This window comes from Nitrospirota bacterium (genome assembly GCA_016212215.1).
Classification (GTDB): domain Bacteria; phylum Nitrospirota; class 9FT-COMBO-42-15; order HDB-SIOI813; family HDB-SIOI813; genus JACRGV01.
Map to the genome: position 1 here is coordinate 1 of JACRGV010000104.1, position 11485 is coordinate 11485.

Sequence of the window (11485 nt, forward strand, 5' to 3'; positions counted from 1 at the left end):
CTGCATCCCCCCTCCCATCCCTCCCCCCTTGCGGGGGAGGGTAAGGGTGGGGGATACAAGCCTCTTTTTAAACAACTCAAGTTTTGCCCTCAGATTATTTACGACCCGCCGTCTCACAAGCATATAGTCATGTCTGATGATATAGCCCAGAAAGTCTATCCCATTTGAGACAGGGACAATTTTATTGTATTTGTCATTCAGGGAGAGGTTTAACCTGTCAGCAACAAATCCCCTGAGATTCTTTCTCATTTCAAGTGGGTAAACCATAATCTGCAATGAATCACATTCTTTCTTTCCCCTCCCTTGACGGGAGGGGATTAAGGGGAGGGTGAGCTAAGCAGCCATCCCTTATTACCGCTAAAACTTCATCTGTATTTTGTAAGACCTGATTATTCCAGAACCTTAACACCTTGAATCCATATCGTTGAAGGTATTTATCTCTTTCTATATCCTTATTGTTTTCTGCGGCATGTTGACCACCATCCACTTCAATAATAATGCGGTTTTCAAAGCAAACAAAATCAACTATGTATTTGTCTATGGGCTGTTGCCTTCTGAATTTCAACCCTTCCATCTGTTTCATTCTCAAATGACTCCAGAGCAGTTGTTCCGCATCTGTTAGTCTTTTCCTGAGGGCTTTTCCCAATGTTGTTATCCTGTCCCCCATAGAATCACCCCCACCCTAACCCTCCCCCGTCAAGGGGGAGGGAATATTATTTACCCACTCGTTCTGAGAAAGAACCGATAACCTATAACTTCTGTAGAGGGCATCAAATGAGAAAAGGGGGGTTAACCACTCTCCAGAACGTACCGGCCACACGTAGTTGTTGTTGGACTTATTGTTGTTGTTCACGTTGCCATTCCACATATTGACGATCCACGCATTGTTCGTGTTGTTGGCGTTAGAAGTAGACGACCAGTAGTTGTTAGACTGCACATTTGCCCATCCACTTGTGAGTTCTTCATCAGGCAATCCCTGCCGTAAGGGTATGCCTGATTGCCTGCCAATGCCCGAAGGGCGGGATGGGCGCACAGTGGTTTTACTATGCACACCTGACAATCTGTTAAAGAAGGTCAGCTCCGGCATCATCAATCCCCCCTCCCCCTGCCCCCTCCCGCAAGGGGAGGGGGTTTTGAAGCACAACTCTTTATCCATCCCTCGCTCTGTCTTCCCAGGGAGATTACCTCCTCCATCATATATTTAAAGGTATTGAAGCTTCTAAATGCCTTTACCTCCTTGCACACCCTGACCGTAACCTTTAGTTCTTCAATCGTATCTCTCAACTGCACAAGAGTGGCAAGCCTCTCCCTCTCGGAGTTTGCCCTGACAACAAGCCTCACTACCGAGCGGGATATATCCCTGAGATCTGTACCCAGTGTATATTTGTGATACCTTGAAAAACCTCTCACTGCGTTTTCAATGTAAATAGTCATATCAAACGCCTTTTTGTATATTGGGAGATGTTCATACTGTGCCATGTTCTTTTAATAACCAAATAGTCAAATTACCAAATCACTGTCCAGAACGTACCGGCCACACGTAGAAGTGGTCGGACTTACTGCCGCTGTTCACGCCGCCACTCCACATATGGACGATCCACGCGTAGCTCGTGTAGTAGGCGAGAGAAGTAGACGACCAGTAGTAGTAAGACTGCACATTACTGAATCCCTGCGTGTTCAACCATGTAGCCGTATTAGACTGTTCTGCATTTATCAGACTCTCAAGCTCGTTGACATTGGACAGGCGCCAGTCTGTATAACCGCACAGGCTTAAACCATTGGCATAATCCAGTGCCTGCGGCCATGTCCTCGTTAGACTGTCAGGCGACCTTACCCACATCAGACCTGTAAGGTTGTCTGTGACGCAGTAACCATCCGTGCTGACCGTGAATCTTGGACTGGGCCAGGGAACACCCGCCTGTACATCCCCGTCCTGACCAGTGCCGGGACAGGCAACCACTGCACCGGATGAGTTGTAGCAGGTCGTCTGGCCTGTCTTGGGAAGATCAACCGTGCCTGCACCGGCGAGGGCAAAGACCGGCAGGAATAAGATAAATATTGCTGTCATTAAGATAGCTTGTTTTGTTTTATGCATAGTGTGTCTCCTTTATTTAGGCTGAAGGCTGTTAGACTGAAGACTGTTAGGAATACCTTCAGTCTATCTACCTTCAGTCTTCAGCCTTCTTACCTCTTCCTTCCACCTTCAGACGTCTAAGGCTCATTTGTCGTAGACCTCCAGGTTAGTCCTGAGACGTTGGGGGTAAACCCCAACGCTACGAAAATCTCCGCTTCTGCCATCCCCGAATGCCTCTATCCCCGATAAAAGCATTCGGGGACGGATATAATTTAAAATCAGATTCCCGACAACAAACTTCGGGAATGACAAGATTAGGGTCTCCCCCGGCCCGGCTTTGTGAAGAAATCCAGAAATATAAAAATAATTGATAGGTTAAACGGTGACTGACTGACTGACTGACTGACTGACTGACTGAAAGTTGCGGGCCTGATATAGCTTGTGGAAGAGAAAATCATCTCAAACCATCCTGTAAAACCAACTCGTTGTTTAACTCTAAAAGGTCTTAATGAAAACCATATTTCAACTTATGAGCAGGATGTTAGCAAATCGTATTTTAACTGTCAAGAAAATTCTTCGACAATTTTTATTTATTATTTTACAAACACAACCATACAAACTTCCGGTTGAATGTATGGTGTCCAATTGCTATAATCGCTTTAACAATAAATAAAATTCAGGGCGGTGCGGTGATGAAAACATTTGTATGCTTTTGCAAGAGCCTAATTATTGAAAAGGAACTGTAAAATGAAGATTACAAAGAAAGAAGCCATTGAATTCAAGAAACGCTGGGAGGCGATAAATGCCTTTGAGCATGAGGAACTGCGAAGGACGTCAATGGAAATGAAATTACAGCAGCTTGCAGCTCTTATGGCTTCAGTTAAAGAGCTCGGCTGGCATAAGTCTCTGTCAGAAGGGGAAGAGAAATTAAGGGACAGGTGGAATCGTCTCAGAAGGGCATATAATGTCCTCTAAAGAGGAAATACTTGCCCCGCTGCTTTCTGCGTTGAACCGTGTCTAATCGGGGTCGGACCATAATAACCTTTTGATTTTCATAAACTAATCAGAAGGATAGCGAGGTCCAACCCTATCCAGTCAAATTCCTCTTTGTTCTATCTCCCAAAGCTTTTTTAAATCACGTCTTCCGTGAATAAGTCCCAAAATATCAACACACTGTTCTTCGATACTATAAATCAAGCGATAATCTATCACAAAAAGTTCCCGGATATTGGGATCAGAAAATTCCGGGACTATTCGCCCCCTTTCAGAGAATATATCAAGTGAACGACTTGCAGTAAGGATTTCCTGAACAAATGATGCAGCATAGAACGTTGAATCACGAGCAATATACTCTGCAAGGGCGTCGAGGTCGGCAGTAGCTTCGTAAGACCAGATTACTTTTCGAGCCATTTTGACATCTTCTTTTCGACTTCTTCTTGAGTATATACCCGTCCTTCTACCACATCCTTCATTCCTCGTTCAATCTTCTGAAGGACATAAAGATGATACTGGATGTCTTCCAGAGAACAGTCTTCTGGTAAACGATTGAGAAGACCGGTAACCTCTTGTTTTGCTGTCTGCATGTTCGCCTCCTTTAATGCTTATTATGCCAAAACTTGCCAAAACTTGATCGTGCATATCTGCAATATGCAATAGAAAATTGCTTTTCTGAGGATAAGGTAGCAGGATGAGATTTTGCTGTCAATAGAGATTTTGTTTGATGTCATCACTCAACAACCATCGGTAAAGAGTGCCCGCATAAATCTTTATCTTTTCAACTTCAAAATCCTCAGAGAACAAGGACCAAGGGTGTCTGACACCCTGTGCCCAACATCACAAGCTCCTGTACGACTACTGTAGAGGCACTTCCTTACTGTGGAAATACTGGAGCATATCTAAAAGGTTGTGAGATGCCCTGTTTCCGGCCGACTCATAGGGATATTCAATAGCCATCCCATTTCCATTACATTATATTAACAAACTCCCTGAATGTTTTGATATCCCGGATATTATGATTTGCAACGCAATCTTTCAGGATTATTGTTTCGTAATAATTTATGCGTATCTCCCGCTAATAATTCTCTTTTCACTTTACTTTTTGACCCAGTTGCATCAATAATACTAAATCAATTAAAAACTTTTACAAATTACAAGGAGGGGATAGATATGGAACCAGGAAGTATGGAGGGGCCGACTTGCCAGAGCTGTGGTATTCCGTTGGGGAGGAAGGAAGACCAGGGGACAAATGCAGATGGGACAAAGAACAGGGAGTATTGCTTTTACTGTTTTGAGAACGGGGTGTTTACTGATCCTGATCTTACAATGGACCAGATGATAAGCAAGGTGATCGGTTTTCTATCAGGTATTGACAATATGTCAGAGGAAAAGGCAAAGGTTATAGCAAATACATTCATACCTAAACTTAAACGGTGGCAGAATTGATATGGTAATAATCAACTTCATACATCTGCTGTCACTTGTAACATGGATTGGCGGGATGATATTCCTTGTTGTTATAGGCGCCCCAAGCATATTCAAGGTACTACCGAGAGATGCGGCCGGTGATGTGCTTGGAGACATATTCCCGAAATACTGGATTATGGGTTATATCTGCGGTATTGCATCCCTTGTAACCATAGTCATAATGTCGGGTAAAGATCAATTTTATCCATGGGACAGGATAACCCTTCTGGCCTTCATGACTGTTCTTACATTTTATCTTGGGCTGGTGTCAGCGGCCAAGGCAAGGAAGTTACGGCTTCAGATAAGGGCTAATGTGGATACATCAATGAGTCAGACACTTCAAAAAAAGTTCAGGAGTGTTCACCAGTTTTCCGTAATCTTGAATGTCCTTGTCCTGCTTGCCGGTCTGGCTGTAATTTTTTTAATGGTAAGATAACTTGGTCGAGTATCTCAAAACCATTCATCCGATATTACAAGCACTGATTGCTACCGGCTTCACTTGGGGGGTTACTGCACTTGGGGCCGGCGTAGTCTTTATGGCAAAGACTGTCAGCGCTAAAGTCCTTGACGGGATGCTCGGTTTTGCCGCAGGTGTTATGATTGCCGCAAGTTACTGGTCCCTGCTTGCCCCTGCTATTGAGATGTCAGCAGGCAGAGGCATCCCAATCTGGCTTCCGTCAACTATAGGGTTTCTGTCCGGTGCAGTCTTTCTAAGGATAATTGATAAGATACTCCCTCACTTGCACAGCGGTTTCTCCATGAATGAGGTGGAAGGTATAAAGACATCATGGCAGAGAAGCACACTGCTCGTCCTTGCCATAACCCTTCACAATATACCTGAGGGCCTTGCAGTAGGAGTTGCCTTCGGCTCAGCCGCAGCAGGAATCCCCTCTGCCACACTTGCCGGTGCAATTGCACTGGCTATCGGCATCGGGCTTCAGAATTTCCCTGAAGGATTAGCAGTATCCATGCCCTTGAGGCGTGAGGGGATGTCCCGTCTTAAAAGCTTCTGGTATGGACAACTATCAGCAATAGTAGAACCCATCGCCGGTGTAATAGGGGCTGCCATAGTTATAGGTTCGAAGGCAATCCTGCCTTACGCACTATCCTTTGCCGCAGGTGCCATGATATTTGTAACAGTAGAAGAACTAATCCCCGAGTCCCAGCGTAACGGCAACACTGACCTTGCAACTATGGGCGCCATGCTCGGATTTGCTGTGATGATGGTGCTTGACGTGGCGTTCGGATGAAGATATTCATACCTCACAAGAGGTAGCCTGTAACAGAAAAGGACGCTGTCAGAAAAAAACTTTAAGCACTACTCATTTCTTACTGAACCATACATCAGCATCAGACATAAAGAACTGTTCCAGAGGAATCCCACCTGCACCAATAATTATCGCCTTAGCATTGCTATATTTACGTCGAAAGTGTTCTATCCCCGATAACTTACCCGTTCTTCCGCTTTTTACCTCTATTGCCCATGACTCAGCACCCCGTGAGACAACAAAATCAACCTCCTTGTCACCATCCCGCCAATAAGTAATGCTGTATTCAGTACCTGATAGTCCATTACAGAGATGTAAACCTACTGCATTTTCAACAATACGTCCCCACCATGCGGAATCACCTACAGCATCACGAAATGTCTTTGACGAAATGGCATTTATCAGGGCATTATTCCAGAGTATCAGTTTAGGACTACTCCCGCGTTTTCGTATCTGCCCCTTTGAATAGACCTCCATACCACTGACAAGAAAGGCCGTCTCAAGGAGTCTCAGGTAATGAACAAGTGTCGTAGTATTACCTGCATCCTGCAATTGCCCGAGCATTTTATTATATGAAAATATCTGAGCAGGGAATGTTGCCGCAAGTACAAACAGGTGCCGCATAAGTGCAGGCTTGGCAATCTTTTGCATCTGCAGCACATCTCGGGCCAATACTGTTTCAATAAGAGAATCCAGAACATATCTCTTCCACTGCTGTTCATCCTTTATAAATACAACTGCACCCGGATACCCTCCAAAATAAAGCCATTTCCTCAAGTCCCAGCCGAATGCATCATTACATTCCTTAAACGACCAGTGCATACATCTGTTCAGGAAAAATCTCCCTGAGAGGCTCTCCGTCAGCCCTTCCTGCAGTAATAGTGCTGAAGACCCAAGCACAAGAATCCGAATATCATACTTACTCCGCCTACCCTCGTCCCAGCAGTATTTAAGTGTCTCGCTCCATCCCCTAACCTTCTGAATCTCATCAAGCACAAGGAGTACAGGCTTTTTGTGCCTTTCAAACTCAACCTGTGCCAACCGCCAGTTCGTCTCAATCCATTCCGGCCCGGGCGGCAATGGACTGTCCGCTGTTGCATACACTGACGGATATGATAATTCCTCCATCACCTGTTGTGCAATGGTAGTCTTTCCAACTTGACGCGGCCCGGTTAATACCTGAAATACCGGAATACGTTTTTTCAATGAATCGGCAAGCGTTTGGACAAGCGGCCTTGTATACATGATGAATAAATATAGCAGTAATCATAACAGTAGTCAATTAATACTCAATGATTGAGTAATTTTACTCATAAGTAGACTAACACAAAATATGCAGGAATCTTTCTCCTATTCTGAGGCTGATATTTACCGGCCCTGTCCGGAAGCCGCTGAAGCATGGCCACATAACTAATCCGTAAATAACTGACTGTCTGTCGTGGATACTTTTATAAAGATAGCCTGAATCGGATTGTATTTCGGGATGGAATTCATAAATTATAATTTACCCGGCTTTAGCAAGCTCAAATGAAACATGTTTGATCCTCGTTTTTTGTGGTAAATACGACAAATCTCCATTGACACCAAGATTTCATATTGTTATTCTAACCTCGATAGATAAAAATAAGATAAAATAATATAGACGGTAAAGGGGGTCTGTTAATATGAAGCTCAAGGTAATAGTACACAACGCAGAAGAAGGAGGATTTTGGGCTGAGGTTCCTTCTATTCCAGGCTGTCATACTCAAGGAGATACATGGGATGAGTTACTTCAAAATATTTATGAAGCAATAGAGGCTTGCTTATCTGTTGACATAGATGGCATTGAATTAAAGCCGGAAGATAGAGTAATGGAAATTGCTGTATGAAAAGCATATCAGGAAGAGATTTGTGTAACATTTTGGAGAAAAAAGGTCGGCAATTGAAAAAGATACATGGTGAGCGGGCAAGGTCAAATTCACGGACAGGTTCTATAACAGTAAACTGTGCCGGATGGAGACTTTACCCATAAAGAGCTCTAAGGGCTGCCTTGGGTTCACGTGATACTATAGTGAGCAGGGCTGCAGCAGCACCTCTCGGATGCCTGCGATGCTGTTCCCAATTTTGTAAGGTCTTTACTTTTACCCCGATTAGTTGGGCAAACATGGTCTGTGATAGTCCCGTCTTTTGCCTGATTTCTTTTACATCAAGAACCTCTACATTGAATTTCATGGAAGGTTTCAATTCTTTACGAGAGATTGCCGCTGCCTCTTTAAGGCTTTTGGTAAGTTCCGTAAATAATTCTTTATCCATGCTCTATCTCCTTTACTAACTGTTTTAAAATTGTGGTTTCTTCTGTTGTGAGAGTAAACATTGTCCTGCGAGTATCGAGTACCTGAAAGTGAATGGGACTATGGTGAGGGGGCATCAGCTTCACCAAAAATTTTCTCGATCTGTTCTTTCAGCTTTGGCACCTTATTTTTTATCACATCCCATACAACATCCCAGTTTACTCCAAAATAGAAGTGGATAACCTTGTCTCGCATCCCTGCAATCTTTTTCCATTCAATATCCTTATACTTCTTCCTGAAATCAGGTGAAATATTTTTCACCACTTCACCAATCACTTCGATGCTTCTGGTAGATGCCCTCTTTATGATCTCATCTTTTTTAAACTCTTCAAAACTTATGCTATCAGTGCTCTGCATCAGAAAATTTACCTCATCCAGAATGTGCCTCAGAAATATCTTGTCATCCTTCATACCACTTTACCTCTTTCTCAACGTAGGGTTGGATGTATGGGCTTAGATTACCAATGGTTACTAAATCCACTTTTCTACCGAACAGGTCTTCAAGGTACGAAACCAAATCCATAAAGTTGTCATAATAACCATCAAAGTCTTTGCCGAAAGCAGTTAGATCGAATTCAACAAGAAAATCTATGTCACTATCCTTTTTTTGTTCCCCCCTGACATAGTAGCCAAATAAGCCAATTCTCAATACATTATATTTTCTTAAAATATAATGATGTTCATCTAATAGATGTATAATATTATTTTTTGTTATATCTTGCCGTGTTTTTAATCGCATTTTTGTACTCTCGTCAGTCCTGTCACGCCCCATGTGTGGAAATTATATACGTTGTGAAATTTCGTGCTTTCATTTTTACCGCCATTTTAAATGGTTCGTAAATCTTCTTTCTTAGACAAGCCATAAAATCCATTTGGTAATCTGATAAATTCCGGACTTGTAGAGAGAACATGTTCTACCAGCCCTGAAAATAAGTCTTTAATTTCTTCTGTCGACTGTAAAACTTCGCTAACAAAGAAAGCTGAGACAGCATTTCCTTTTAACTGTATCCATTCTTTTGTAAAGTTAATTATGATTTTACGTTTTTCTTCATATTGAGCAATGTTCTTAGACACTGTATAAGTTGCTGGCCCAGTCCGAATAAATTTTAAATCTTTATCCAGCCGCTGAGCAACGGCATATTCAGGGAAACCCCTTTGTTTCGATATTTCCTTCCATATAGTTTTTACATGCATAGGTTCCTTAACTGAGGATATAACCTCAAAAATTAACTCAGCAAGAGTTTTCCTTTCGTATCTGTCAGCAAACTCTTCTATCCCTATTTCAAATTTTCTATATTTTATAAAAGCTGGATACTCAAGCAAGATCGGCTTTAAAGAATATGCATTAAGATTTCCGATACTTATCCCCCCTTTTTTATTTCCTTTATGAGATACCGTGTATCAGAAATATTTCCCAACTTTTTCAAGATCTCTCTTGATACTTTTACAATTTCTTCGATATTTTCTGCAACTTTGAACTTTTCTATTAACATAAATGTGCCTTTATCAACAATAATAAAATCCTTAGAGTCACCAATTCGAGAATGTACTGCATGCTCAATATCTGAATATCCAGTTATTACATCACTAAAGTGATTTCTATACAGTTTAGTAATCTCTGAATAATGTAAGGGTCTGTCGATATCTCTCATAATAATTCTTCTTACACGCTGTGAAATGGAGAGTCTACCAGGAGACAAGACCTTTCCATTCGATATTAAAATACGTTTGTTATGCAATAGATGATAGGTTAAATAATCTTCAGATATAGAGCCAATCGAAGAAATAATATTTTTTAGGAAAGTTTTTTCATCTAATGGGAATCGGCATTTTAAGAGAGCCTCTCTTATTTTATTGTGTAAGTTTTCAATTTCTTCATCATTAAGATAAGTGAGGTATGTTTTAAAAATAATTCTATACCGTTCCTTATAAAGGTCTTCAAAAAGGTTAATCAAGAAGATTAGTTGATTCTCAGTTCCTGAAGTAAAATATCCATCACCTACCATATCTTTAATACTTATAATCCCATTATATTGAAGAAGCAGTCTTTCGATATTTTCTATAAGTACCTGTGAACTTCTTTTATAATGCCTTATTTTTTTAATTTCTCTTTCTTTAATTTGTCGCACCCTCTCCCTTGTGCGACCAAACATATTACCTATTCCTTCAAGGGTTCTGCATTTCCCATCACTATATCCATATCTCAATTCAATTATAGACAAATGTTTTGGAGTTATAGAGGTAAGAATAGTATTTATGGCATCAATAAATGAGATTTCCTTAGTTGACCAATTATCTACCCTGGTTTGAGCCTCAGCGGTAGGAGTTTCTTTACATAGTTTAAGACTGCTGTATTCCTGAATAAATGGCTTAATAGCATCAGATATTTCTCTAACTGTTTTTTTGCCAGCATTGCGAAGATTAAAAAGATTGTTAAGTCCGAATTCTAATACAGCTTTTACAGTTTTAAGTTTATTTGTTTTAAGAACGTGGTGGGCTCTTACTGAAAGAGGAATTTCATCAATGGGCGTATCAAGTATATCATTTCCCTCCATATCGGGTCTTTTAGATTGATTATCAACACCACTTTCCATTTCTATCCTTTCTTACTCTTAATAATTGTAATGGCTTCTTCTATCTCATTTAACAGTTTCTTTTGTTCTTCCGGATCGAGACTCTTAAGCCCGGATATTCTTTCAAGGAGTTCTTCCCGTGGTGTCTTGTATTCTTCCTCAAATAGGTAATCACCAAGAGATTCCACAGCACTATCATGAGCTTTACTTACTAATTTATCAACAATTTCAGCATCTACTCTGTCAGCGTTAAAATTGTCAGGATCTTGTTTTTCCAGCTTGTGGAGGGCTTCCTTGCAAATTACATCTATCATTCTTTGGAAATGATAATCACGCCATTTCATATGCTTGACACCGTAGTTTTCAATGATATGTTGAGCAAGCTTTTTTGATGTGTTTATCCAATATATTCCCGCAGGAACATCTTGCGGTCTCTGATAAACAGGAGGCTGTCTGTCAGCCAGGGTTAGAATTTCGTAAGGATTAAATGGGTCTTTATCAATTCCAGAGAGTAATACTTTGGGAAAAGCTTGTTTTGGTTTAGACTCTGAACCTCCACCCCCAGGTTTTTCTCCTTCTCCGCTTCCTTTTTCTCCACCTGTGCCTTTTCCTCTCTCGCTTCCAATACCCCCACTACTACGTAACCCTTCAGTGAGGCGTGGTGACACGAAAAAACTACTTGCGTTCTGGTTGCCATCTATGGTACAACATGATGAATGGAGATGGCGGTCAGATATCGTGGCAGAGAATTCGCCCATGAGGAAATAGCCGAAGTAC

19 protein-coding genes are annotated in these 11485 nt (G+C 41.6%); 6 read left to right on the plus strand and 13 right to left on the minus strand.

Annotated features, from left to right (window positions below; all coding sequences use genetic code 11):
• Positions 1 to 280 precede the first annotated feature (280 nt).
• From HZA08_09420 to HZA08_09435, 4 genes are read right to left on the minus strand one after another with little or no spacing between them, the layout of a single operon-like run.
• Positions 281 to 667 (minus strand): endonuclease domain-containing protein, encoded by a 387-nt coding sequence (locus HZA08_09420; GenBank protein ID MBI5193643.1) that lies wholly within the window; start codon positions 665 to 667, stop codon positions 281 to 283.
• A gap of 15 nt (positions 668 to 682) precedes the next feature.
• Positions 683 to 1090, minus strand: coding sequence for a DUF1566 domain-containing protein (locus HZA08_09425; GenBank protein ID MBI5193644.1), 408 nt, complete (start codon positions 1088 to 1090; stop codon positions 683 to 685).
• Positions 1090 to 1479, minus strand: coding sequence for a four helix bundle protein (locus HZA08_09430; protein ID MBI5193645.1), 390 nt, complete (start codon positions 1477 to 1479; stop codon positions 1090 to 1092). The genes HZA08_09425 and HZA08_09430 overlap by 1 nt, the downstream gene beginning before the upstream one ends.
• Positions 1480 to 1513: 34 nt before the next feature.
• A complete protein-coding gene (locus HZA08_09435; protein ID MBI5193646.1) occupies positions 1514 to 2095 on the minus strand; it encodes a DUF1566 domain-containing protein in 582 nt (193 codons plus the stop codon).
• A gap of 726 nt (positions 2096 to 2821) precedes the next feature.
• On the opposite strand from HZA08_09435, the gene HZA08_09440 reads away from it, so the two are divergent.
• A complete protein-coding gene (locus tag HZA08_09440; GenBank protein MBI5193647.1) occupies positions 2822 to 3049 on the plus strand; it encodes a hypothetical protein in 228 nt (75 codons plus the stop codon).
• Positions 3050 to 3169: 120 nt separating this feature from the next.
• Here HZA08_09440 and HZA08_09445 read toward each other — a convergent pair whose 3' ends face one another.
• Together HZA08_09445 and HZA08_09450 are read right to left on the minus strand one after the other, a co-directional pair.
• Positions 3170 to 3484 (minus strand): type II toxin-antitoxin system RelE/ParE family toxin, encoded by a 315-nt coding sequence (locus tag HZA08_09445; protein MBI5193648.1) that lies wholly within the window; start codon positions 3482 to 3484, stop codon positions 3170 to 3172.
• On the minus strand, positions 3469 to 3657 hold the full coding sequence (locus tag HZA08_09450) for a hypothetical protein (protein ID MBI5193649.1): 189 nt from the start codon (positions 3655 to 3657) through the stop codon (positions 3469 to 3471). The genes HZA08_09445 and HZA08_09450 overlap by 16 nt, the downstream gene beginning before the upstream one ends.
• 598 nt (positions 3658 to 4255) lie before the next feature.
• On the opposite strand from HZA08_09450, the gene HZA08_09455 reads away from it, so the two are divergent.
• From HZA08_09455 to HZA08_09465, 3 genes are read left to right on the plus strand one after another with little or no spacing between them, the layout of a single operon-like run.
• On the plus strand, positions 4256 to 4516 hold the full coding sequence (locus HZA08_09455; protein ID MBI5193650.1) for a zinc ribbon domain-containing protein: 261 nt from the start codon (positions 4256 to 4258) through the stop codon (positions 4514 to 4516).
• 1 nt (position 4517) lies between these two features.
• Complete coding sequence (locus tag HZA08_09460) at positions 4518 to 4973, plus strand: DUF4149 domain-containing protein (GenBank protein MBI5193651.1); 456 nt, start codon at positions 4518 to 4520, stop codon at positions 4971 to 4973.
• A 1-nt stretch (position 4974) separates the two neighbouring features.
• A complete protein-coding gene (locus HZA08_09465) occupies positions 4975 to 5787 on the plus strand; it encodes a ZIP family metal transporter (GenBank protein ID MBI5193652.1) in 813 nt (270 codons plus the stop codon).
• A 72-nt stretch (positions 5788 to 5859) separates the two neighbouring features.
• On the opposite strand, the gene HZA08_09470 is transcribed toward HZA08_09465, so the two are convergent.
• On the minus strand, positions 5860 to 7050 hold the full coding sequence (locus HZA08_09470; protein ID MBI5193653.1) for an ATP-binding protein: 1191 nt from the start codon (positions 7048 to 7050) through the stop codon (positions 5860 to 5862).
• A gap of 419 nt (positions 7051 to 7469) precedes the next feature.
• Between HZA08_09470 and HZA08_09475 the strand changes: the two genes are divergently transcribed.
• Together HZA08_09475 and HZA08_09480 are read left to right on the plus strand one after the other, a co-directional pair.
• Positions 7470 to 7673 (plus strand): type II toxin-antitoxin system HicB family antitoxin, encoded by a 204-nt coding sequence (locus HZA08_09475; GenBank protein ID MBI5193654.1) that lies wholly within the window; start codon positions 7470 to 7472, stop codon positions 7671 to 7673.
• Positions 7670 to 7816, plus strand: coding sequence for a hypothetical protein (locus HZA08_09480; GenBank protein ID MBI5193655.1), 147 nt, complete (start codon positions 7670 to 7672; stop codon positions 7814 to 7816). Before HZA08_09475 ends, HZA08_09480 begins: the two co-directional genes overlap by 4 nt.
• Here HZA08_09480 and HZA08_09485 read toward each other — a convergent pair.
• From HZA08_09485 to HZA08_09510, 6 genes are all read right to left on the minus strand, one after another.
• Positions 7807 to 8097 (minus strand): helix-turn-helix domain-containing protein, encoded by a 291-nt coding sequence (locus HZA08_09485; GenBank protein MBI5193656.1) that lies wholly within the window; start codon positions 8095 to 8097, stop codon positions 7807 to 7809. The genes HZA08_09480 and HZA08_09485 overlap by 10 nt on opposite strands.
• A 98-nt stretch (positions 8098 to 8195) precedes the next feature.
• Entirely contained in the window at positions 8196 to 8546 is a 351-nt protein-coding gene (locus HZA08_09490; GenBank protein ID MBI5193657.1) for a DUF86 domain-containing protein, read from the minus strand.
• A complete protein-coding gene (locus HZA08_09495; protein MBI5193658.1) occupies positions 8536 to 8874 on the minus strand; it encodes a nucleotidyltransferase family protein in 339 nt (112 codons plus the stop codon). Before HZA08_09495 ends, HZA08_09490 begins: the two co-directional genes overlap by 11 nt.
• Positions 8875 to 8960: 86 nt before the next feature.
• A complete protein-coding gene (locus tag HZA08_09500; GenBank protein MBI5193659.1) occupies positions 8961 to 9458 on the minus strand; it encodes a hypothetical protein in 498 nt (165 codons plus the stop codon).
• Positions 9459 to 9496: 38 nt separating this feature from the next.
• Positions 9497 to 10729 carry a hypothetical protein gene (locus HZA08_09505; protein MBI5193660.1) on the minus strand — a complete coding sequence of 411 codons (1233 nt, stop codon included), beginning with the start codon at positions 10727 to 10729 and terminating at the stop codon, positions 9497 to 9499.
• Positions 10730 to 10731: 2 nt separating this feature from the next.
• Entirely contained in the window at positions 10732 to 11466 is a 735-nt protein-coding gene (locus HZA08_09510) for a hypothetical protein (protein ID MBI5193661.1), read from the minus strand.
• Positions 11467 to 11485: the final 19 nt, after the last annotated feature.